The organism is Anaeropeptidivorans aminofermentans (assembly GCF_940670685.1).
In the GTDB taxonomy this organism is placed as follows: Bacteria; Bacillota; Clostridia; order Lachnospirales; family UBA5962; genus Anaeropeptidivorans; species Anaeropeptidivorans aminofermentans.
This window is the reverse complement of sequence record NZ_OW711693.1, coordinates 2703767-2727118: the sequence shown is the minus strand read 5'-3', so window position 1 is coordinate 2727118 and position 23352 is coordinate 2703767. Positions and strand designations below refer to the sequence as shown.

At 38.6% G+C, this 23352-nt stretch carries 16 protein-coding genes; 9 read left to right on the top strand and 7 right to left on the bottom strand.

The window, feature by feature from the left end; all coding sequences use genetic code 11:
* The first annotated feature begins 121 nt into the window (after positions 1-121).
* On the top strand, positions 122-1726 hold the full coding sequence (locus NBX03_RS11485) for a helix-turn-helix domain-containing protein (RefSeq protein WP_250227915.1): 1605 nt from the start codon (positions 122-124) through the stop codon (positions 1724-1726).
* Between the two features lie 49 nt (positions 1727-1775).
* Here NBX03_RS11485 and NBX03_RS11480 read toward each other — a convergent pair whose 3' ends face one another.
* On the bottom strand, positions 1776-2747 hold the full coding sequence (locus NBX03_RS11480) for a glycosyltransferase family 8 protein (RefSeq protein WP_250227914.1): 972 nt from the start codon (positions 2745-2747) through the stop codon (positions 1776-1778).
* On the bottom strand, positions 2671-4206 hold the full coding sequence (locus NBX03_RS11475) for a YifB family Mg chelatase-like AAA ATPase (RefSeq protein ID WP_250227913.1): 1536 nt from the start codon (positions 4204-4206) through the stop codon (positions 2671-2673). Before NBX03_RS11475 ends, NBX03_RS11480 begins: the two co-directional genes overlap by 77 nt.
* A 367-nt stretch (positions 4207-4573) precedes the next feature.
* On the opposite strand from NBX03_RS11475, the gene dprA reads away from it, so the two are divergent.
* The 7 genes from dprA to NBX03_RS11435 all read left to right on the top strand — a co-directional run bounded on the left by dprA (position 4574) and on the right by NBX03_RS11435 (position 16403).
* A complete protein-coding gene (gene dprA, locus NBX03_RS11470) occupies positions 4574-5611 on the top strand; it encodes a DNA-processing protein DprA (protein WP_250227912.1) in 1038 nt (345 codons plus the stop codon).
* 18 nt (positions 5612-5629) lie between these two features.
* Positions 5630-7705 (top strand): type I DNA topoisomerase, encoded by a 2076-nt coding sequence (gene topA, locus NBX03_RS11465; RefSeq protein WP_250227911.1) that lies wholly within the window; start codon positions 5630-5632, stop codon positions 7703-7705.
* 45 nt (positions 7706-7750) lie between these two features.
* On the top strand, positions 7751-8527 hold the full coding sequence (locus tag NBX03_RS11460) for a GTP-sensing pleiotropic transcriptional regulator CodY (RefSeq protein ID WP_323373231.1): 777 nt from the start codon (positions 7751-7753) through the stop codon (positions 8525-8527).
* Between the two features lie 788 nt (positions 8528-9315).
* Complete coding sequence (locus NBX03_RS11450; RefSeq protein ID WP_250227910.1) at positions 9316-13074, top strand: phosphoribosylformylglycinamidine synthase; 3759 nt, start codon at positions 9316-9318, stop codon at positions 13072-13074.
* A 257-nt stretch (positions 13075-13331) separates the two neighbouring features.
* Complete coding sequence (gap, locus tag NBX03_RS11445; protein ID WP_250227909.1) at positions 13332-14339, top strand: type I glyceraldehyde-3-phosphate dehydrogenase; 1008 nt, start codon at positions 13332-13334, stop codon at positions 14337-14339.
* A gap of 113 nt (positions 14340-14452) precedes the next feature.
* Positions 14453-15217, top strand: a complete 765-nt coding sequence (locus NBX03_RS11440) for a hypothetical protein (RefSeq protein WP_250227908.1) — start codon at positions 14453-14455, stop codon at positions 15215-15217.
* Between the two features lie 82 nt (positions 15218-15299).
* Positions 15300-16403: an iron-containing alcohol dehydrogenase family protein gene (locus NBX03_RS11435; RefSeq protein ID WP_250227907.1), complete on the top strand. Its 1104-nt coding sequence runs from the start codon at positions 15300-15302 to the stop codon at positions 16401-16403.
* 47 nt (positions 16404-16450) lie between these two features.
* Here the strand turns inward: NBX03_RS11435 and NBX03_RS11430 are convergent, their stop codons facing one another.
* Positions 16451-17191 (bottom strand): SDR family NAD(P)-dependent oxidoreductase, encoded by a 741-nt coding sequence (locus NBX03_RS11430; RefSeq protein WP_250227906.1) that lies wholly within the window; start codon positions 17189-17191, stop codon positions 16451-16453.
* A 326-nt stretch (positions 17192-17517) separates the two neighbouring features.
* Between NBX03_RS11430 and nox the strand changes: the two genes are divergently transcribed.
* Entirely contained in the window at positions 17518-18849 is a 1332-nt protein-coding gene (nox, locus tag NBX03_RS11425; RefSeq protein ID WP_250227905.1) for a H2O-forming NADH oxidase, read from the top strand.
* A gap of 63 nt (positions 18850-18912) precedes the next feature.
* On the opposite strand, the gene NBX03_RS11420 is transcribed toward nox, so the two are convergent.
* From NBX03_RS11420 to NBX03_RS11405, 4 genes are all read right to left on the bottom strand, one after another.
* Complete coding sequence (locus tag NBX03_RS11420; RefSeq protein WP_250227904.1) at positions 18913-19710, bottom strand: ABC transporter ATP-binding protein; 798 nt, start codon at positions 19708-19710, stop codon at positions 18913-18915.
* Positions 19710-20627: an ABC transporter permease gene (locus tag NBX03_RS11415; RefSeq protein ID WP_250227903.1), complete on the bottom strand. Its 918-nt coding sequence runs from the start codon at positions 20625-20627 to the stop codon at positions 19710-19712. The genes NBX03_RS11420 and NBX03_RS11415 overlap by 1 nt, the downstream gene beginning before the upstream one ends.
* A 428-nt stretch (positions 20628-21055) precedes the next feature.
* Positions 21056-22117 (bottom strand): ABC transporter substrate-binding protein, encoded by a 1062-nt coding sequence (locus NBX03_RS11410; protein WP_250227902.1) that lies wholly within the window; start codon positions 22115-22117, stop codon positions 21056-21058.
* A gap of 365 nt (positions 22118-22482) precedes the next feature.
* Entirely contained in the window at positions 22483-23139 is a 657-nt protein-coding gene (locus NBX03_RS11405; protein ID WP_250227901.1) for an N-acetylmuramoyl-L-alanine amidase family protein, read from the bottom strand.
* Positions 23140-23352: the final 213 nt, after the last annotated feature.

The following is a 23352-nucleotide window of genomic DNA, read 5'->3' as shown; positions in this document are numbered from 1 at the left end:
GGTTACTTTCATATAAATGAAGCTTTACTTAATTTTATTTGGCCTCTGCTTCCTGTATATTAATATCACAGGCAGATTTACCGATATATCTAATAATGGATAAATTCGGCGGAGGAATCATATGCACAAAATTATATTATGGGATAACGACGGCGAAAACATAAAAAATATATCTAGATATATTAATTCAAATAACAATAAATTTAAAGTTATAGGAACCTCTATGGATTTGGACCCGGACTATACGGGAATCATAAATAAGAAAAAGCCCGATTTAATCGTTGCAGATATTAAATTTTTCGGTATTCATTCAGGCAGGATACTTTCAGATATACATAATAAATTTCCGGAAATCAGGTTTATTCTTTACGGAGGGCTTAACGAGGCCGAATATTTAAAAAAATATCTTTCCTACGGAGCAATTGATTATATGATAAAGCCTTTTAAACCGTCGGAGCTTGAAAGATGTCTTGAAAGGGCCTCAGATTATTTCGGAAATACCCTTAAAAAAATAGAGGAAGCAAAGAAGCTTATAAGAAGCTTTGAAAATAATGCCGCCGTATTTGAAGGGCTTTTCTTAAATAATCTTGTAAACGGCATTATTTCTGACAGGGAAGAAATAGAAGAAAACTTTAAATATTTTAATATGGCTATGACCAAAGATTTTACAGTCATGCAGATAAAAATTGATAATTTTTTAGATATCAATAAGGGGATGCTCCCTGAAAACAAGCATATGATGATTTACAATATGCTGGATACGGTCATATCAAGCTTAATAGAATATAATGCCAGAAGCTTTATAAGCTCATTTAATATTGTAACGGTTATTCTTTCAGGTACAGAGGGTATTGAAAATATCTACAGAATAGCGGAGTCCATAAAAAATAATATTCTTCATAAAAACGATATTAAAGTAACCATTGGCATTGGCAGGACCTATGAAGCGCCGGAGGATATATATTTATCTTTTAATGAATCTGCCATATGCATAAATCATAGGTATTCTCTCGGCAGCAATTCTGTAATCCCTATTGATTTTATTCAGGCAAACAGGAAGATTACCTTTAACTGCTCTTATATAAAGGAGCAGAAGCTTGCCTTTAATGCGGCTTCAGGGCTTTTTGACAATTGCGTAAGGCTGCTTGATGATATATTTTCTTACCTTAGAAAAGCGGAGCCGCTTCCTGAAAGGCTTTTTTCCCAGATGGTCGTTGAAATAATGCTTTCTATAGGCAGATGTGTCCTTGAGCAAAGGCATATGAGCGATACAAAGGTTCCGGAGTTTTTTTCAACGCAATTGGCTCTTGAAATAAAAACATTAGACGGGGCATATGAATACCTGTATGAAAACATTAAGCGTTTTTGTGCATATGTAAATGCCCAGAGGATAAAAGAAGACGAAAGGATATTTAAAGAAGCCAAGGAATATGTTGAAAAGCGTTATTATGAGACGATTTCCATATTTAAGACGGCTCTTTTTGTTCAAACAACCCCTGACCATTTAAACAGGCTTTTTTTGGAATATGAAAAAGACAGCTTCTATGAATTTGCCGTAAGAACAAGGCTGGAAGAAGGAAAGCGGCTTTTAAGAGAAACGGATTTTGACGATAATATTATAGCCGTAAACATAGGCTATGATAACGGAAGATATTTTAAAGCAATATTTAAGCAGTATGAAAAAATAGACCCATTGGAATACAGGGCAAAATATAAGGAACTATAAAAAGCAGGGATTTAAAGCTATAGCTTTAAATCCCTGCTCTTTATAATTTTTAATATTTAAAAATTTCCGTAAGCCGCATATAATGCCTGTAAAGCATGGCATATTTATTGATTGAGCCTTTAAGCCAAGGCTTTTTCTTTCCGCAGAAATGGAGTATTACGGTGTTTTCCATTACCCATGCCGTATCAATTTTACCCATGGAAATAAGTCGGTAGGTTTCCGTATATCTTGCATCCATATTATATAGGCTGTCGTCTACAGGTTTTATCATTTTTCCGTAAAGGGCATTTAATACGTCCTGATCGGGAAGGATAAGCTCATTTTTATTTTCTTCTATAAATGTAAAGATATCCTTTTCTTTGATGGTTTTTCTGCAAAGCTTAAGATTGATTAAAAGCACACCTGAATTAAAATAACCCTTTGCCTCATATGTTTTAAGGCGGACCTTATTTATATTATCCATAACGGGAATGACCGAAGTATGGGAAGCGGCGGCAAAAAGGTAATCTGAAATATCTGTATTATAAAGTTCGCCTATGGGATTAATAACAAGAATGTCGGGGTCGAGATAAAGTATTTTATCAAGGCTTTCGTCAAGAAGCTCATGGGCCAGAAGCCTGTAATACATTGCTTTTGTATAATGCATGACAGTAGGGGCCTCGGAAAAAAGTTCATCGTTTACAAAGATAGGAATGAGCCTTCCACCAAGGGCCTTCGTATAGGCTTCAAGGTCCTTTACTTCTTCCGGCTTCATTATAGAATATATTATATGTATGTTAAAGGAGATGCCGGGGTTTGTAAGAAAAAGTGAACGCAGCATTACTTTAAGGGGCGGTATATAATTGGAGTCTAATGTTACTAAAATATCCATGCTTTTATTCATAAAATAATCCTTTCTATAGATAGAAGCGGTCCTTTCAAAATCGGATATAAAATTTCCGGCCTTATCGCCAGTATTTTCTGTCAAGGCTTCTGTACTGAAGGGCTTCCGCCAGATGAAGGGGGCTGATATTCTCTTCATTTTCCAAATCTGCTATGGTACGGGCAAGCTTTAATATTTTATGATATGCTCTTACGCTCATGCCGGTTAACTCAAAGGCGTCTTTCAGCATTTTATTGCCTTCTTTGTTAAGGACGCAGTATTTTTCTATTTTAGGGGCCGTAAGCTGTGAATTAAAGGTGATACCTTCGGACTGATAGCGTTTTTTCTGGATTTCAAGGGTTTTTATAACCCTTTTCTTAATTTCAAAGGAGCTTTCTCCTTTATACAAAGGGTCATGCTTTATGTCCTTATAGCTTATTTGGGTGGTTTCTGTATGAATATCGATTCTGTCAAGGAGAGGTCCTGATATTTTAGAAAGATATTTGCTTATTTGTCTGTCGGTACAGGTACACTTATCGGCATTATATAAATTACCGCAGGGGCAAGGATTCATAGCGGCTACAAGAAGAAAATCGGAAGGATAGGTAACGGTTCCTTCGGCCCTTGAAATGGTAACGGATTTTTCTTCAAGGGGCTGCCGCATTACCTCAAGGACATTTCTGTGGAATTCGGGAAGCTCATCTAAGAATAACACACCCCTGTGAGAAAGACTGATTTCTCCGGGTTTCGGTATTCTTCCGCCTCCGGTAAGGGCGGCATAGGATACGGTATGGTGGGGAGAGCGGAAAGGTCTTTTCTTAACGAGGGAATTTTTATCATCAATAAGCCCTGCCACGCTGTATATTTTAGTAACCTCTACGCTTTCGTCAAAGCTTAAATCAGGGAGTATATAAGGGAGCCTTTTTGCCATCATGGTTTTTCCAGAACCGGGAGGGCCGATCATAAGGATATTATGATAGCCGGCGCAGGCTATTTCCAAGGCTCTTTTAACGCTTTCCTGGCCCTTTACGTCGGAAAAATCCAAGGGGAAAAATTCATCTGAAATACTTTCTTCATTAAATTTAACGGGCCTTGAAGGAAGAAGTCTGGAATTTTCAAAATGGCCCAGAAGCTCCTTTAAATTCCGTATGCCGATAATATTTGCTCCTTCAATTAAGGAAGCTTCATTGGCGTTTTCATAAGGGACAATAAAATTTATCGTTCCTCTTTTAAAAGCGGAATGGACCATAGGCAAAATTCCTCTTACGGGTCTTAGGGTGCCGTCTAGAGACAATTCACCGATAAAGAAATATTCCTTTATTAAATCATAAGAGACTATCCCTATAGCGCTTAAAATCCCCACGGATATGGGCAGGTCAAAAAAGGGGCCTTCTTTTTTCGTATCGGCCGGAGCAAGATTTACGGTTATCCGCTTCACAGGAAAACCGATGTCAGAGTTTTTAATAGCGCTTTTTACTCTTTCTCTTGATTCCTTTACAGCAGAGCCGGGAAGGCCTACGATATCAAAGCCGGGAAGCCCCTGGCTCACATCAGTTTCTATTTCAACGGAGTAGCCTTCGATGCCGTTAAGGGCGCCGCTTAAAATTCTGGAAACCATAAATTCCTCCTGTTGGCGAAAATTTAATGAAAATATACTATTTCTTTAACTATGTAAATGCCGATATAAATAATATATATCATATTCTGCTAAAATTTTCAATTTAACTGCAGGAAATTGTATATAATGCTAAGAAGTTCAGGCCCTTTCGTCTGTAATCATAATTTTATCTACCATATGCGGCCTATTTTTAATTGATTATATATTGAATGTTTTTATATTTTTGATTATACTAAAATAAGGAATTGTCGGATTAGGGTTTCTCGAACCGCTGAAACGGCATTTCTATTACATTCAATTATAAAGGGAGATGTCCTCCATAGATAAAAAATATACTTTATGGCTAGCGCACTTACAGGATATAGGAGTGAAGAACATCTATCTTCTTATGGAGATTTTTTGTGATGCCGAAGGTATATACAATGCAAAAGACACTGACTTTAGAAAAATCGGGAAAATTCCGGCTAAAGTTCAAGAGAAACTTTTGGCGCTAAAAAAGAGTCTTGACATTAATGAAGTTATGGATTACATGGACAGAAAGAATATTGACTTTATAAGTATTTATGATGCCGAATACCCCGAACTCCTTAAAACTATTGACAATCCTCCTTTCGGCTTGTTTGTAATAGGGCATATGCCTAAAGATGAATGCATAAAAATAAGCGTAGTAGGCACAAGAAGATGCAGCCAATACGGCAGAAGTGCCGCCTACACCTTAAGCCGTGATCTAGCATTAAAAAATGCCGTTATTGTAAGCGGCTTAGCCGAAGGCATTGATGCCATGGCCCATAAGGGAGCTCTTGATGCAAAGGGGATAACTTTAGGCGTAATGGCCTGCGGTGTTGATATATGCTATCCTCATGAAAATAAAAACATCTATTCCTCTATACTTGAAAGGGGCGCTATAGTAAGCGAATTTCCGCCTAGAACAGAGCCTAAGCCATGGTTTTTCCCCATGAGAAACAGAATTATAAGCGGATTAAGTCACGGCTGCCTTATTGTTGAAGCCCCTTTAAAAAGCGGCTCTCTTATAACTGCAAATTATGCCCTTGATCAGGGCAGAGAGGTTATGGCTGTTCCCGGCAATATTACAAGCAGGCTAAGTGCAGGAAGCAATATGCTGATAAAAGAAGGGGCGCATCTTGCCGCTTCGGCAACGGATATTTTTGACTGCCTTGGAATAATTGAAGATGAAAAAGAGAATACCTTCATTAAAAGCGGTAATAATGAACTTGCACCTGATGAAAAATTAGTATATGATTGTATCAGTTTAACCCCTGTAACAGTTGATGAAATTATGCATATAACTAATATGAGGCTTCCGAATATACAATATATATTAATTAAGCTTGAGCTTATGGGAATTATCTTGAAGCAGCCGGGGCAGAGGTTTATTAGGTCATAGGGATAATGGAGGAATTAGATGGCGGATAATTTAGTTATAGTAGAGTCGCCGGCAAAGGCGAAGACCCTTAAAAAGTTTCTTGGTTCAAATTATAAAATTGAGGCTAGTGTAGGGCATGTAAGAGATTTGCCTAAAAGCACCATAGGCATAGATTTTGAAGACGATTACGAGCCGAAGTATATTACCATCCGAGGAAAAGGAGAAGTTCTTGCCAAGCTTAGAAAAGAAGTTAAAAGCGCAAAGCGTGTCTATTTAGCAACTGACCCTGACCGCGAAGGGGAAGCCATAAGCTGGCATTTATATAATGCATTGAAGCTTGACGAAAAAAAGACAGGCCGCATCACATTTAATGAAATAACAAAAAATGCAGTTAAAAAATCCATAAAGCAGGCAAGGGAAATCGACATGAATCTTGTGAATTCCCAGCAGGCAAGGCGCATATTAGACAGAATCGTTGGCTATGAAATAAGCCCGCTTTTATGGAAAAAAGTGAAAAGGCGTTTAAGCGGAGGCCGTGTTCAGTCTGCGGCTTTAAAAATGATCTGTGATAGGGAGGAGGAAATTGAAAACTTTAATCCTCAGGAATATTACACCATAAGCGCAGAGCTTAAAGCAGGAAAGTCTGAATTTACGGCTAATTTTCATTCGGTAGAAAATGAAAAGATTACCCTTTCCGACAAGGCAAAGACAGACGAAATCATAAATGAGCTTAAAAAGAGCAAATTTATCGTAAATGAAATAAAAAAAGGCCGCAGAACAAGAAAACCTCAGCCGCCTTTTACAACTTCTACCATGCAGCAGGAGGCTTCCAAGGCCCTGGGTTTTGCCACCAATAAAACCATGCTTACTGCCCAGCAGCTTTATGAAGGGGTAGACGTAAAAGGCCATGGTACTATAGGGCTTTTAACCTATATACGTACAGACTCTGTAAGAATTTCCGATGAGGCATTTTTAGAGGCCAAAAGCTTTATTAAAGAAAACTGCGGGGACGAATATGCTCCTCCGGAAAAGAATGTTTATAAGTCAAGGGGAAGGGCCCAGGACGCTCATGAGGCCATAAGGCCTACTTATATAGATTTAGGCCCCGAAGACATAAAGGATTCATTATCAAAAGACCAATATAAGCTTTATAAGCTTGTTTGGGAAAGGTTTATATCCTCTCAGATGACAGAAGCGGTTTTTGAAACAACAACTGTGAAAATCAGCGCCGGAAAGTATAATTTCAGGGCATCGGGCTCTAAAATGGTTTTTGATGGGTTTCTATTTGTATACAAGCAGAAAAACGATGAAGATAAAAACATAGAGCTTCCTGTAATGGAAGAAAATCAGGAGCTTTCTGTTAAGGATATTGAGGGAACACAGCATTTTACCCAGCCCCCCTCAAGATTTTCAGACGCAACCTTAGTAAAAACCCTTGAAGAACTTGGCATAGGCAGGCCAAGTACCTATTCTGCAATTATAACCACGCTTTTAAACAGAGGTTATGTGACTAAAGAAAATAAAGTATTTTATACGACGGAACTCGGTGAAATCGTAAATGAAATACTTGCTGATAATTTTGAAGAAATTGTAGACATTGATTTTACTGCAAAAATAGAAGAAGACCTTGACAAGGTAGAAGACGGAGAACTTGAATGGAAGGAAATCATCAGAAGATTTTATCCTGAATTTAAGAGCCGTATCGAAGACGCCGAGAAAAAAATAGGAGATATTTCCCTGGAGGACGAAAAAAGTGACGTGCTCTGTGAAAAATGCGGCACCAATATGGTTATTAAATACGGAAAATACGGCAAGTTTCTTGCCTGCCCGAACTTTCCCGATTGCCGCAACACAAAGCCATTTTTTGAAGAAGCAGGGGTTCAATGTCCTTTATGCGGCGGAAAGGTACTCATAAAGAAAACGAAAAAAGGCCGTAAATATTATGGCTGTGAAAATAATCCCCAATGTGGATTTATGTCATGGAGCAAGCCTACAGGGGAAAGCTGTCCTAAATGCGGAAGCTTTCTTATGGAAAAGGGAACAAAAAATAAAAAAGTTGTCTGCTCCAATACGGAATGCGGCTTTACTAAAAATATCGAGGCCGATGAAGAATAGGCTTGTAATAAAATTATCCTATTGACTTTATAAGGGAGGCTAATTATGTTGAACGAAGTACGGGAGTTAATTGATCGACTAACGGAGTTAATACAAAATACTGATAACGCCAAAGAAATTTTAACGGGCATTGCCGAGGAGCTTAGTCGAGTATTAAGGGCGTCGGTAGTACTTGTAGATGAAGCGGGGAAAGTTATTATATCAAAGCCGAGAGAGTCAGATTTCAGTTTAAACATAAGACGGCTTCAAGACGGAAATTATATAGATTCTCAGCTGAACGACCAGATAAAAAACATCGTGGAAATCAAATCAGATATTGAGCTTAGCGAACTTTATATTAAAAACCAGGCGAAAAATGACCTTAAAAGCTATGTAGGCATGATAGCCCCCTTTAATAGCGCTTCCAAAAGAATAGGAAGCTGCATTGTTTACAGAGACAGCAAAGGCTTCACTTCAAATGAAGCTTTAATATTAGAGGTAGGCTCTCTTATGGCTACGGTTATTGCAGGCTATATGAGAAACGAAAAAAATAGTGAAAACAGCAGAAAAAGCGCTATTGTTAAAAGTGCAATAGATACCTTAAGCTATTCGGAGCTTGAAGCAATCCTTTATATATTTGAGGAGCTTAACGGGCCGGAAGGCCTTCTTGTGGCAAGCAAAGTTGCCGACAGGGTGGGTATTACCCGTTCCGTAATCGTAAATGGTTTAAGAAAATTCGAATCTGCAGGGGTCATAGAATCCCGTTCCCTTGGAATGAAGGGAACCTACATAAAGGTGCTTAACGATAAGCTTTTGGAAGAAATAGATAAGCTTAGAAATTAATCAAACCGAAAATTACCGAGCATTGCACTATTTTCATGAAACAGCAATAGTGAATTTTTACAAATCGCTTATTATCATGGATATGCATATTGCTATATACGATTGAGTCTCAATAGAGCCGAAGGTGCAAGCCTTCGGCTCTTCCTATATATCCTTGCTGTAAATTAAAAAAGACTTTTTGCTTTATAGTAAATTTAAAGTTAAACAGCAGCAAAGCCGTATATTCACGAAGGCTCAAAAATGTACCGTTTCCGAAGGAAATCCGTGTTTTTGAACCTTAAGGGAATAGGCTTTTGCTGCTTCTTTATATGAAATTTACTTTATAGTGAAATAGCCATAAGGCAGTAACAAAAACCTATTTTCATAAACGGTTTAAATATAATAGAAGCGCTTATATTAAGCCATTTAAAGTCAACGAAGATGAAAAGACCTTTGCAGACTGTAAAAGAACGTTTACCTGAAAACTTTTTTTAAGTGTTTTCAGGTTTACTAAGTATAAAATACACGGTTTTTGTTACTGTAGTTAATTTATTTTACTATAAGTAGATTTACTGGAAATTTTCAGGTTAATTTACTATATATAAAACAAAGGACAATACGTGCAATTGACGATACGGCATAATTACTTAAGAATTAGAAGCAAAAACGCCTTAAATATAAGTCAATTTGTATCAAAGATAAAAAATGAATTTATTAATTCTGTCGTTTTTTGCCTTTTTTAAATTTACATAATATTTTTTTCATGATAGAATAAGATTATAAAAAATAAATACAGACGGTGGGTTAATATGGATAAAATAAGGAGAATTTATATTGAGAAAAAATCTCATGCAAACGTTCTTGCTGAAAGCATATTTTCCGATATAACGAATAATCTGCAAATTGAAAGCCTTAAAGGAATTAGAGTTTTTAACTGCTATGACATAAAAGGCGTAACTGACGAAACCTTTGAGAAAAGCCTGAAAATTGTATTTATGGAGCCGCCTCTTGATATTTACCATAAGGAGCTTTCTCTTAGTAAGGAGGAAACGGCATTCTGCGTACAGTATCTTCCCGGGCAATACGATCAGAGGGCAGATTCTGCCATGCTTGCTATAAGGGCCATAGGGGAGCCTTTTGAAGAGCCTCTTGTACAGTCTTCTAAGATTTATATACTGAAAGGCTCTTTAAGTAAAGACGAAGTATCAAGGATAAAAAGCTACATCATAAACCCTGTGGATTCCCACGAAATATCTCTTGAAAAGCCTTTAAGCCTTGAACCTTCCGTATCCATTCCAGAAGAGGTCGAAACTTTAGGCGGTTTTATAGCCCTTTCACAAGACGGTCTTTCAGCTCTCAGAAAAAAGCTAAGTCTTGCCATGAGTCTTGAAGACCTCAAGGAATGTCACAATTATTTCAAAGACATTGAAAAAAGAGACCCTACCATTACGGAAATTCGGGTTCTTGATACCTATTGGTCAGATCATTGCAGGCACACCACCTTTTTGACGAAAATAGAAAGTATTGAGTTTGAAGACGGAAGCCTTATAAAGCCCATTAAAGAAGCTTATAATGACTATATTGAAATAAGAGAAGAACTCCTTAAGGGCAGAAGCGATAAATACGTATGCCTGATGGATTTGGCGCAGATTGGCATGAGAGCATTGAAAGCAAAAGGCTTTTTAGCAGATTTAGACGAATCGGAAGAAATAAATGCCTGTTCCATAAAGGCTAAAATAAACGTATCAGGGCAGGAAGAAGACTGGCTTGTTATGTTTAAGAATGAAACCCATAATCACCCCACTGAAATAGAGCCCTTCGGAGGCGCAGCAACATGCCTTGGCGGAGCCATAAGAGACCCTCTTTCCGGCAGAAGCTATGTTTATCAGGCCATGAGAGTAACCGGAAGCGGTGATCCCAGGACCCCTGTTTCCGAAACCATTGAAGGAAAGCTTTCCCAGAGAAAAATAACCACCGGAGCAGCTCAGGGCTATAGCTCCTACGGCAATCAGATTGGTCTTGCCACAGGTCATGTTGCGGAAATTTATCATGAAGGATATGTGGCAAAGCGCATGGAAATCGGTGCTGTAGTAGGTGCTGCAAAGGCTGAAAACGTCATCAGAAAACGCCCTGAGGAATCCGACATCGTTATTCTCCTCGGCGGAAGAACAGGAAGAGACGGCTGCGGCGGTGCAACAGGCTCTTCAAAAGAGCATACGGAAGATTCCATATTAACATCGGGAGCGGAAGTTCAAAAGGGAAATGCCCCTACGGAAAGAAAGCTTCAAAGGCTTTTCAGAAACCCAGAAGCTTCCCGTCTGATTAAAAGATGCAACGACTTTGGCGCAGGCGGCGTTTCAGTCGCCATAGGAGAGCTTGCGGAAGGCCTTGAAATAGACCTTGATAAAGTACCTAAGAAATATGAAGGCCTTGACGGAACAGAGCTTGCCATTTCCGAATCTCAGGAAAGAATGGCTGTTGTCATAGCCAAAGAAGATAAAGAAAAGTTTATTTCCCTCGCGGAAGAAGAAAACCTTGAGGCTGTTGAGGTTGCCAGAGTAACAGGCAAAAGGCGCCTAATAATGCGATGGAATGATAAAAATATCGTTGATATTTCAAGAGATTTTCTTGATACGAACGGCGCTGAGCAAAGAACCAACGTTACAGTTACAGAACCTGAAAAAATAAAATATGCGATGCCTTCGGGCAATAATATAAGTGAAAAGTGGCTTAATAATCTTTCAGACTTAAACGTATGTGCCCAAAAGGGCCTTGTGGAACGATTTGACTCAACCATAGGCTCTGGGACGGTACTTATGCCCTTCGGCGGAAAAAAACAGCTTACACCGGCTATTGCCATGGCGGCGAAGCTTCCCCTTACGGCAGGAGAAACAAATTCAGCCACAGTAATGAGCTATGGTTTTGACCCTTATGTTTCAGAGCAAAGCCCTTTCCACGGGGCATTATATGCCGTCATAGACTCCGTTTCAAAATTAGTTGCTTCGGGAGTAGAGCCGAAAGGTATCAGGCTTACATTTCAAGAGTATTTTGAAAAACTAAGAGATGAGCCTGAAAGATGGGGAAAACCTTTCAGCGCCCTTTTAGGAGCGTTTAAAGCTCAAATGGGCCTTAAAGCACCTTCTATAGGAGGAAAGGACAGTATGTCAGGCTCCTTTAACGATCTTGACGTACCGCCGACTTTAGTGTCTTTTGCTATAAAAGTTTCAGATTCGGAAGATATCATATCCCCTGAATTTAAACAATCAGGCTCTAATATCGCAGTAATTAAAACTGAATTTGATGCATACGGAATGCCTGATTTTGATAAAATAAATGCGCTTAATGAGCTTATTCACAGCCTTATAGTTAAAAAACAGATTCTATCTGCCCATAATATCGGTATCGGCGGAATTGCCGGAGCTATTTCAAAAATGGCCTTCGGAAATGAATTGGGTTTTGAAATAAATTGCCAAGAGGAAATGCTTTTTACCCCTCTTTACGGAGGGTATATCATAGAAACAGCCCTTTCGGAAGAAAAATTAAAAGAATTATTTAATTGCTTTAATTTTTCAATAATAGGACAAACTAAATCAGACAGCAGCTTCAATGTAAACGGAACTATGATAGACCATAATAAAGCACTTGAAAGCTGGCTTATGCCCCTTGAAAACGTATTTGAAACAAGGTATCTGAATAAAACGGATAAAAATATTCCAGAGCTTAAGCTTTACGAAGAAAAGAACAAGAAAAAATCCGCTTTTTCTATTGCAAAGCCGAGAGTGCTTATCCCCGTATTTTCAGGGACCAACTGCGAATACGATACAAAAAAGGCTTTTGAACTGGCAGGGGCAAATGCTTCTACCTTTATCATAAAGGATTTAAGCAAGGAAGCGCTTCAAGAAAGCATTTTATCCATTTCAAGAGAAATAAGAAACAGTCAGATTATCGCGATGCCCGGCGGCTTTAGCGCCGGAGACGAGCCGGAAGGCAGCGGAAAGTTTATCGCGGCAGTATTTAAAAGCCCTGAGATAAAGGATGCAATCCACGAGCTTTTAAACGAAAGGGACGGCCTTATTATAGGCATATGCAATGGGTTTCAGGCACTCATTAAGCTTGGGCTTCTGCCTTACGGCGAAATCCGTGAGCAGGACGAGGATTCGCCTACCCTTACCTTTAATGAAATAAACAGGCATATCTCCTGTATTGTTAAAACAAAGATTATTTCCAATAAATCTCCATGGCTTTATAATGTGAATCCCGGCGATATATTCAGTGTAGCTGTAAGTCACGGAGAAGGAAGGTTTATCGCGAAAGAGAATGCATTAAAAAGCCTTATTGAAAATAATCAGATTGCGACCCAATACGTAGACGACTGCGGAAAGGGAAGCTATGACATAAAGTTTAACCCTAACGGTTCAACAATGGCTATTGAAGGAATAACAAGCAAAGACGGAAGAATTTTCGGCAAAATGGGTCATACGGAACGCATAGGTAAAAATGTATATAAAAATGTTCATGGCAGCTATGACATGAAGGTTTTTCAAGCAGGAGTAAATTATTTCAAATAAGGAAGGAGGGCCTGATATGAAAGTAACAAGCCTTGTATTAAGTTCAGTTGCGCTTCTTGTCAGCACTGGAGCGCTTGTATTATCTATCATATCCCTTGTCAAGGGAGATTACTAAAAAGTGTGCTTTCAATTGAAGTAGTTCTATGATATACTTTTAATAGGTAAAAGTTTGTGTTTTAATTATCAATCTTGGCTTAGTATTTTTACATTATAAAGGCGACATAAAATTAAGCCGCCGGTATTTAGGAGGAATATTTATGATTAAAGTTGGAATTAATGGTTTTGGACGTATAGGCCGCTTGGTTTTCAGAGCATCTCTGGACAGAAAGGACCTTCAGGTTGTAGCTATAAACGATCCGTTCATTGATCTTGAATACATGGTTTATATGCTTAAATATGATTCAGTTCATGGCCGTTTTAAAGGCGAAGTTTCCATAAAGGGCGATAAGCTTGTAGTTAACGGAAACGAAATATCCGTATTTGCTTCTATGAAGCCAGAAGAAATCCCCTGGGGCAGCGCAGGTGCAGACTATGTAGTTGAAAGCACAGGCGTATTCACAACAACAGAAAAAGCAAGCGCTCACTTTAAAGGCGGCGCAAAGAAGGTTGTTATTTCAGCGCCTTCCGCAGATGCACCAATGTTTGTTATGGGCGTAAACCATGATAAATATACTTCAGATTTAAAGGTTGTATCAAATGCTTCTTGTACTACAAACTGCCTTGCTCCTTTAGCAAAGGTTATTAACGACAATTTCGGTATCGTAGAAGGCCTTATGACTACAGTTCACGCAACTACAGCTACACAGAAAACAGTTGACGGCCCTTCAAATAAAGACTGGAGAGGCGGAAGGGCAGCTTCTGCCAACATCATTCCCTCCTCAACAGGTGCAGCTAAAGCCGTAGGTAAAGTTATCCCTGAGCTTAACGGAAAGCTTACAGGAATGGCTTTCAGAGTTCCTACAGTTGACGTTTCCGTTGTTGACTTAACATGCCGCCTTGAAAAAAGCGCAACTTATGACGAAATCAAAGCTTGCGTTAAGAAAGCAGCAGAAGGCGACTTAAAAGGTATTATGGACTACACAGAAGACGCAGTTGTTTCTTCAGATTTTATAGGGGAAGCCTGCACAAGCGTATTCGACGCAAACGCAGGTATTGCCCTTAATGATAACTTTGTTAAATTAGTTGCATGGTATGATAACGAGTGGGGCTATTCAAATAAGGTAATAGACCTGATTACACACATGGCAAAGGTAGACGCTAATTAATTATTCATAAACAAGGGCCGGATATTTCCGGCTCTTTTTTTGCGCTTGTAGACTTACGAAGAACAGTTTGCTATACTCGATGTTAATATTTATTGACATAAAGGAGGGGCAAAATGGAATTTGCTACTATATCTGATTTTATTGAAAGCCTCAAATTCAATGAGAATATTGTGGGAATAGTGGAATATGGGGGAAGGCAATGGAATGACTTATCCAAAGGCGGAGATTATGACTTAACAGTCATAACAAAAAATATGATTTCAGAAGATATAGGCGGATTGCATTTTCATATCGCAGGAATCCCCATAGATTACATAATAAAATCTGTAGCGGATTTTTTGTATGAAAATCCATTGAGCCCTTTTGATACAATTCATCTGAATTGTAAAATACTATTTGACAGAGAAGGCATAACGGAAGGACTTTTAAAGCGGATTAAAACGGCTTGGAGCAATTCTTTCGATATTGCAGAAAGAGATATTTTATGGTTTCGATTTGTATTCAAGCATGTAATAGATAAACTAAGATACCGGCTTCACGATGATGAGCTGTATTCAAATTATTCTATGGCAGATGCCATGAGATATTTTTTACAGTCCTATGAAAAAATAAAAAATAGGAAGCCGGGAAAAATCAAGGATTTGCTGAAATATATTAAAGAGAATGAAAGCGACCTTTATAATATGCTTGAAAATTACTTTAAAGCTTCTGACTTAGATACAAAATTCCATTACCTTGAATTATGTGCGGATTATATGGCGAAGGATATCGGCGGCGTGTGGCAGGAAGGGGAAGTGCTTTTTCATCTGAATAAAGCCTATACTTCAAAAGAAGAAAAAGATAAGGTATATAATTTTATTTTCAACAATGGATTATGATTTCATTCACATTGCCTAAATACCCAATTTTTGTTATGATTATATATAAGAAAGTTAAAACAACTATAAAGGGAGGATATTTATGTATAGATTTTTTATGCCTACGGAGATGCTTGTGGGGGAGATTTCCGAAAACAGCGGAAGACTTAAAGCAATCGGCAAAAAGGCTTTAATCGTTACTGGAAAATCATCTAAGAAGAACGGCGCCCTTTTGGACATGGAAAATGCCCTCAAAAAAGAAGGTATCCCTTACGTAATATTTGATGCTATAGAAGAGAATCCTTCTATAGAAAATGTTTTTGCGGCAGCAGAGCTTGGAAGACATGAAAATATTGATTTTTTAATCGGTATCGGCGGCGGCTCTCCTATGGATGCTTCAAAAGCCATAAGTGTTCTCGTTAAAAATCCCGAATTAAAAGGCGAAGCCCTTATAGACGGAAAGAGCTATCCTTATTACCCTGTTATTGCGGTTGCTACTACGGCAGGGACAGGCTCTGAGGTAACTCCTTATTCAATTGTTACGGTCCATGCTAAAAATACAAAAATGGGCATAAGCCAGCAGATTTTCCCCGTAATATCCTTTTTAAATCCGAAATATATGGAAAATATGCCTTTACAGGTTACTTTAAGTACAGGAGTAGACGCTTTCACCCATCTTATGGAAGGGTATTTTTCATCAAAGGCTAATTTCCTAAGCGATAAAATAGCAGAAGGGGGCTTTAGAGGTTTTAAAGACTGTATGGAAGAGCTTAAAGAAGGCACTATAAGCCTTGAAACAAGAGAAAAGCTTTTAATCACCTCTTCCATAGCAGGTATCTTAATAAGCCAGACAGGAACAAGCCTTCCTCACGGAATGGGCTATAGTCTTACTTACCATAAAAATGTACCCCACGGTTTCGCGAACAATGTGTTTATAGAAGGTTATATGAAGCTTTGCCAAAGGACGATGGCTAAAAAAGTATCGGACCTTCTTGAAATCCTTGGCTTTGAAAACATTGAAGAAATGGCAGGTTATTTTAATTCTCTGATGGATATCGACATAAAAATTACCAAAGCAGAAATTGAAGGCTATGCGGAAGAATTTTTTGAAAACAAAGCAAAACTTAGAAACCACCCTGCAGAGGTAAGCATTGAAGACATTAAAAATCTTTATTTTGAAAGCCTTAAAAATTATATTGCTCAATAGAGAAAAGGACCGCCTGTGAACAGGCGGTCCTTTTAGGCTTAATTAAATTAAATATCGATTCCCCCGTCTACTCTTAGGAGCTGACCGGTGATGAAAGAGGATTCCTCTGTTGAAAGGAATAAGGCAACGGACGCAATTTCCTCAGGCTGCCCTGCTTTTTTAAGGGGGGCGCCGTCTACAAGATGCTTAACGGCAGCTTCTCCGCCTACGCTATCGACCATTGCCGTCATTATTGCGCCGGGGAGGATGGCATTTACACGGATTTCGGGGCCTAATTCCCATGCCATTGATTTCGTAAGACCTGAAAGGGCGTGTTTAGACGTAACATATGCAGCCATGCCATGGTGGGCATGGGCTCCGGCTACAGAGCTTGTGTTTATGATAATACCATGGCCTTTTTCTTTCATAATAGGGGCTACAAGCTGGGTAAGATATAAAGGCGCCGTAAGATTCACATTCATTACATCGTGCCATTCCTTCATGGTTAATTGGGTAAGGGGCGTAACGCTTAATAATCCGGCATTATTAAAAAGAATGTCAACTGTTCCATAAGTATCAACTGCCACATCGACAATTTTCTTTACGCTGTCTAAATCAACCATATCAACAATCACATATGTTGCTTCATGGCCCTCTGCTTTTATTTCGTCTACAACTTCTTTTGCTCTTTCTTCATTTCTTCCGGTTACAACGACCTTTGCGCCTTCTCTTGCAAAAAGAAGCGCCGTAGCACGGCCCATGCCAGAGGTGGAGCCTGTAACAATTGCGACTTTACCTTTTAGTTTCATAATAAACCTCCTTTAATATGCCCTAAAATTCTGCCGAAAAAACTATGTTTATTTTTTAATGCAATCCTAGATTCTTTACATAAAGTATATTATACTCTATACAAGGCATTATACTATAAAATGAAATGCTAGACAATTAATTAACCAGAAAAAATTAAAGCTTTATGGGTCAGTAAAGAAAAATCAATAAATAATCAGGATTTTTCATTGGAAATCAGCTGAAATATACGATATTAGTTATTTATTGATAATTATTATTGAATTATATTGTGAAATCATATACAATATAATTAAGAATAAAATAATTTATAACTGGGGGAAAACTTATGAGTAAGATCGTTTTAATAGGGGCGAACCATGCGGGAACGGCAGCCGCAAACACCATATTGGATAATTATAAGGATAATGAAGTCGTGATATTTGATAGGAATTCCAATATATCTTATTTAGGCTGCGGAACGGCCCTTTGGATAGGCCGCCAGATAGACGGGTATAAGGGCTTATTTTACAGTTCAAAAGAAGCCCTTGAAAATAAAAATGCAAAAGTGCATATGGAAACGGAAATAGATAAAATTGACTATAAGAATAAAAAGGTTTACGGTCATAGCAAAGACGGTGCGGCAGTAGAAGAAAGCTATGATAAACTTATCCTTGCCACAGGCTCTCTTCCCATAAACCCTAAAATAGAGGGCATGGACCTTGAGAATGTATGCTTTGTAAAGCTTTTTCAAGACGGAAGCAAAATAAATGAAAAGCTTGACGATGAATCCATAAAAAAGGTTGCCGTAATCGGGGCAGGGTATATAGGGGTTGAAATCGCGGAGGCTATTAAAAGAAGAGGAAAGCATTCCATGCTTTTTGAAGCCTGCGGAACGTGCCTTTCAAGCTATTATGACAGTGATTTTAGCCATGATATGGACGGTGTATTAGAGAAAAACGGCGTAGAGCTTTATTACGGTGAAAAGGTTTCAAAGATTCTGGGCGAAGGCAGAGTAAGCTCCATCGTAACAGATAAAGGGGAATATAATGTAGATTTAGTAATTATGGCAATAGGCTTTAAACCCAATAATTTACTGGGTAATAACGAAATAGAGCTTGGAACAGGCAATGCCTTTAAAGTGAATTTGAAGCAGGAAACGAGCATGAAAGACGTTTATGCTGTGGGAGACTGCGCCACAATATACAGTAACGCCCTTCAGTCGGAAGCCTATATTGCCCTTGCTACCAATGCCGTAAGAAGCGGGATTGTTGCTGCCCATAATGCCTGCGGAACAGACCTTTCCTCCATAGGTGTTCAAGGCTCCAACGGAATTTCCATTTTTGGGTATAATATGGTTTCCACAGGATTAAATCTTGCAGCTTGTGAAAAAGCAGGAATAAAAGTATCGCATACAGATTATGAAGATCTTCAAAGGCCGGCCTTTATGAAGGAAAATGAAAGCGTTAAACTTCGTATTATATATGAAAGTGACTCCAGAAGGATAGTAGGGGCCCAGGCTGCATCTTATGAAAATATCTCTATGCTTATTCATATGTTTTCCCTTGCCATAGAGGAAAAGGTGACCATAGATAAGCTTAAGCTTCTGGATATATTCTTCCTTCCCCATTTTAATCAGCCCTATAATTATATAACAATGGCGGCCCTTTCAGCCAAGTAATCTAACGAGATTTCAAAGCCCCTTCTGGATATCCAGAAGGGGCTTATTTAATAAATTGTATTTCTATGACCCAAGAATCATTCTGTCGTTTGCAAATTCTTCTCCGCTTACAGTTTCGAATTTTGCCAGAAGATCGGCGGTGCTTAGGTTTTTCTTCTCTTCTCCGGAAACATCGTATATTATTTTTCCTTCGTACATCATAATCAGACGGTTCCCTATGCGTATGGCATCTTTCATATTATGGGTAATCATCAAAGTCGTAAGATTATCTTTTTCAACAATATGCTGTGTAAGCTCTAAAACCTTTCGTGCAGTCTTTGGGTCAAGGGCTGCGGTATGCTCGTCAAGAAGGAGCAGTTTAGGCTTTTGCAAAGTGGCCATAAGCAAGGTAAGGGCTTGCCTTTGACCGCCGGAAAGAAGGCCGACCTTTGATTTCATACGGGTTTCAAGGCCTAAGTCAAGGCTCTTTAAATAATCCGCATATAATACTCTTTCGGATTTTAATATGCCCCAGCCTAAGCCTCGTCTCTTTCCTCTGCGGTAAGCCATGGCAAGGTTTTCCTCTATGCCCATGTTTGCGGCTGTTCCAAGCATAGGGTCCTGAAATACTCTGCCGATAAGTCTTGCCCTTAGGTATTCAGGCTGATAGGTAATATCCTCATTATCAAGAGTGATACGGCCGGCTTCGTTAATATGGACACCTGCGATTACATTAAGCATTGTGGATTTTCCTGCGCCGTTTCCGCCGATGACTGTTATGAAGTCTCCGGGGTTTATATGTAAATTAAGGTTATTTAGGGCATTTTTCTCGTTTACGGTTCCGGAATTAAAGGTTTTGCAAACATTTGTAAGCTTTACCATTATTTAACACCCCCTTGTTTTTGAAATTTAAAAGCAAATTTTTGCTTAATGACAGGTATGGATAAGGCTCCTGCAACAACCACCGCTGTAAGAAGCTTTAAATCTGTTGTCGTTAAACCTATTTGAAGGACAAATGCAATAATTACCCTGTATATAACAGAACCAAAAACAACGGATACAAGCTTAAATCCAAAGGAGCGGTTAATTCCGAAAATAACCTCTCCTATAATAACAGAAGCAAGGCCTATGACGATGGTACCTGTTCCCATGCCTACGTCGGCATAGCCTTGGCTCTGGGCGACAAGGCCGCCTGAAAGGGCGACAAGGCCGTTACTTAAAAAAAGGCCTATTATTTTCATGGCGTCAGTATTTCCGCCAAGGGCCCGTACCATGTTTTCGTTATTTCCTGTGGCCCGGATGGCAGAGCCTATTTCTGTGCCGAAAAACCAATACATGATTATTATAATAATTACTGCAAAAATGCAGCCTATGATAAAAGTAATCATATTCTTTGAAAGGGGCATAAAAGAAGCCATGATTGCAAATATGGTATCTTCCCCTAAAAGGGGGGTATTGGCCTTTCCCATGACCCGAACATTTACAGAATAAAGGGCTATCATGGAAAGTATTCCTGAAAGAATGGCTGGAATTTTTAATTTTGTATGGAGAAAGCCTGTTACGACGCCTGCCATCATACCTGCAACAGCAGAAAAAAGCAAAGAAAGCAAAGGGTCCATTCCCTTTACTATTAGGATTGCGCTTACAGCGCCTCCCAAGGCAAAGCTGCCGTCTACCGTAAGGTCGGCATAGTCAAGAACTTTATATGTAAGATAAACGCCTATGGTCATGATACCCCATAGGACGCCCTGAGGTATTGCGCTTAATATGGCTACAAATATGGCAAGCAGTAAACTCATGAAATCTCTCCCTTTATTTAAGCTAATGAAATTTGGATTGCAGCAGCGATTTATAGTAAAATAGCTTTAAGGCAGTAACAAAAACCTGTTTTTCATAAATGGCCGAATATTAGAAACGCTTATATTAAGCCATTCATAGTCAACAAAGATGAAAAGAGCTTTGTTGACTATAAGGGAACATTCGCCTAGTTTCCCTGTAAGTGTTTTACTGTAATCAAATTATTTTACTATAAGCCGTCACTTTCTAAGTTCACAAGGAATCTTGGAATGAAACGGCCTTATTCTCTAAGTTTGTAATCTTTTATCACAATTATAAAATAAGGCTGGAAGAAGAATTTCCAGCCTTATTTTATTAATATTATAGTCAATTCGCTTTTATACCGCCGCAGGTTTGACATTCCATTTCATAGTTATTTAAGTATGTAGTATTATTTTTTAAGGTCTTCGGGAATCGTGATGCCAAGCTGATTTGCAATATCATCATTGCTGTAGAAATCGAAATCTCCAAGATATTCTATAGGCATATCCGCAGGTGAAGCGCCGTCTTTTAGTATTTTTACTGCCTGATTTGCCGTAAGCTTACCCAGCTCGTAATAATCAAGGCCGTAAGAAGCAAGAGCGCCGTTTTCAACCATTCCGCCTTCGCCGGCGATAACGGGTATTTTGTTTTCAGTTGCAATCATGGAAACAGTTGCCATACCTGATGCAATTTTATTATCGGTAGGCGTATATATGGCATCCACCTTTCCTACCATGGATTCCATAACCTGCTGTAACTCATTAAGGTCAGAAATTGTGTATTCTATTGTTTTAAGGCCTAATTTTTCAGCTTCTTCTCTTGCAATATCAATTTGTATTTTTGAATTGCCTTCGCTGGAGCAGTAAAGAAGGCCGATGGTTTCCGCAGTGGGAATAAGCTCTGTTAAAAGCTGTATCTGTTCGGCATTTGGGGTGCGGTCAGAGGTTCCTGTTACATTTCCTCCCGGGGCTTCGTTACTTGCGACAAGCTTTGAAATCGCAGGGTCTGTAACTGCCGTAACAAGAATGGGTATATCCTTTGTGGCATTTGCAACGGCTTGAGCTGCGGGGGTTGCTATGGCAAGAATAAGATCACTTTTATCATTTACAAGCTTTGTGGCTATGGTGTTACAATTGGCTTGTTCGCCTTGAGCATTCTGATAGTCTATTACAATGTTTTTACCTTCATAATATCCGGCTTCTGCAAGGCCGTCTACAAAGCCTCTATAGGAAGCATCTAAAGCATCATGCTCAACTAATTGAACAATTCCTATTTTATATGTTTTATCATTTGAATTATCTGAAGGTTTTTCAGGGTTTGGAGATTCTTGTTCTGTTTCTTTTACAGCAATTGAAGAACTGGGAGCCTCAGCCTGACTTTTAGAATTTATCTGAGAAGCTTGTGAAGAACAGCTGGATAATATTCCGGCGGCCATGAAAGCCGCCGTGCAGGCTGCAAGTATTTTTTTCATTTATGTATCATCCTTTCCTTTAAATGCATGAACATTATGTTCAATCAATAATACTTTATTTTGGAATTATAGTCAATATATTATTAAAGATAAAAATTAATCAAATATTATAAATGAATAAAGCAATATTTACAAAGTAGGTATAAATGTTTTTTCTCAATGAATGTAATATAAATAAAACCTACATTTATGGTACAAAAAAATAGGCATTAAAGTAAAACAGTTACAAGATAGGAACAAAAACCGATTTTTCATAAATGGTTTAAATATAGTGTTAAAAAGCAAAAAAATCCATAGGCAGATTATGGATATTATCCATTAACTGACTATGGAGGTTTGAATTGCTTTCTTAATTTTATAGTATATTATTTCTTGCCGCAAATCGTCATAAAGAGCAGAAAAGGAAGTACAGAATTTTTACTGGAAGCCTTAGAGGGGGGGCTTTCTTTATGGACGCGGTCTCTTGATGTTTCCCGTGGCCTTCTAGAGTTTTTTGCTCTTGACATGGGACTCATGCCAAGAAGCTCAAAAAAGCCATTGGCGATTGCCCAGGCCATATCTTCCTGCCGGTTTTGAAGCATATCGGCATCTACAGGAGAGTCTATAAATCCAAGCTCCAGTAAAACTGAGGGCATATACGTTCTTTTTATAACGCCCAGATTATCTCTGAATATGATTCCCCTATCGATTGTGCCCATTTGGTTTACGAAATTATTTTGAATAATTTCTGCAAAGGGAACGCTTTCTCTCGTATAGTAAAGAGTTTCTGTACCTTCGCCGCCGCCGGCGTTTGCATGTATGGAGATGAAATAATCTGCGCCGGACTGATTTGCCATCCGCACCCTTTGGTTGATTCCCACATAAGTGTCGTCATCTCTGGACATGACAGTGGCGATTCCGTTGTTTTCCAGTATATCTCTTAGCCTAAGGGCAACCTGAAGATTTATGTCTTTTTCCATAAGCCCGTTTGAAACGGCCCCCGGGTCGGACCCACCATGGCCGGGATCAATAAATACTAACATTTATTACCTCCTCCTTATTTATATAAATAGGAATTTTATATAGTGCAATTTACAGCTTTAAGTCATGCTGATAAAGCCGTAAACAATTTAAAACCTGCCTCTTTAATTATATGAAAATAAATCAAGTAAGAGTTAGTACAACAAAATTAAATTATGAGACCCCATATTACAGGACTTTTATTGTAAAAAAGGATATTTTCATGTATACTTCTA

Coding starts and splice junctions, on each gene's coding strand:
- NBX03_RS11485 (WP_250227915.1), top strand. CDS start 122: ATGCACAAAATTATATTATGGGATAACGACGGCGAAAACATAAAAAAT.
- NBX03_RS11480 (WP_250227914.1), bottom strand. CDS start 2,747: ATGAAGAGAATATCAGCCCCCTTCATCTGGCGGAAGCCCTTCAGTACA.
- NBX03_RS11420 (WP_250227904.1), bottom strand. CDS start 19,710: ATGGTAAAGCTTACAAATGTTTGCAAAACCTTTAATTCCGGAACCGTA.
- NBX03_RS11410 (WP_250227902.1), bottom strand. CDS start 22,117: ATGAAAAAAATACTTGCAGCCTGCACGGCGGCTTTCATGGCCGCCGGA.
- NBX03_RS11415 (WP_250227903.1), bottom strand. CDS start 20,627: ATGAGTTTACTGCTTGCCATATTTGTAGCCATATTAAGCGCAATACCT.
- gap (WP_250227909.1), top strand. CDS start 13,332: ATGATTAAAGTTGGAATTAATGGTTTTGGACGTATAGGCCGCTTGGTT.
- NBX03_RS11460 (WP_323373231.1), top strand. CDS start 7,751: ATGTTGAACGAAGTACGGGAGTTAATTGATCGACTAACGGAGTTAATA.
- nox (WP_250227905.1), top strand. CDS start 17,518: ATGAGTAAGATCGTTTTAATAGGGGCGAACCATGCGGGAACGGCAGCC.
- NBX03_RS11450 (WP_250227910.1), top strand. CDS start 9,316: ATGGATAAAATAAGGAGAATTTATATTGAGAAAAAATCTCATGCAAAC.
- topA (WP_250227911.1), top strand. CDS start 5,630: ATGGCGGATAATTTAGTTATAGTAGAGTCGCCGGCAAAGGCGAAGACC.
- NBX03_RS11405 (WP_250227901.1), bottom strand. CDS start 23,139: ATGTTAGTATTTATTGATCCCGGCCATGGTGGGTCCGACCCGGGGGCC.
- NBX03_RS11430 (WP_250227906.1), bottom strand. CDS start 17,191: ATGAAACTAAAAGGTAAAGTCGCAATTGTTACAGGCTCCACCTCTGGC.
- NBX03_RS11475 (WP_250227913.1), bottom strand. CDS start 4,206: ATGGTTTCCAGAATTTTAAGCGGCGCCCTTAACGGCATCGAAGGCTAC.
- NBX03_RS11440 (WP_250227908.1), top strand. CDS start 14,453: ATGGAATTTGCTACTATATCTGATTTTATTGAAAGCCTCAAATTCAAT.
- NBX03_RS11435 (WP_250227907.1), top strand. CDS start 15,300: ATGTATAGATTTTTTATGCCTACGGAGATGCTTGTGGGGGAGATTTCC.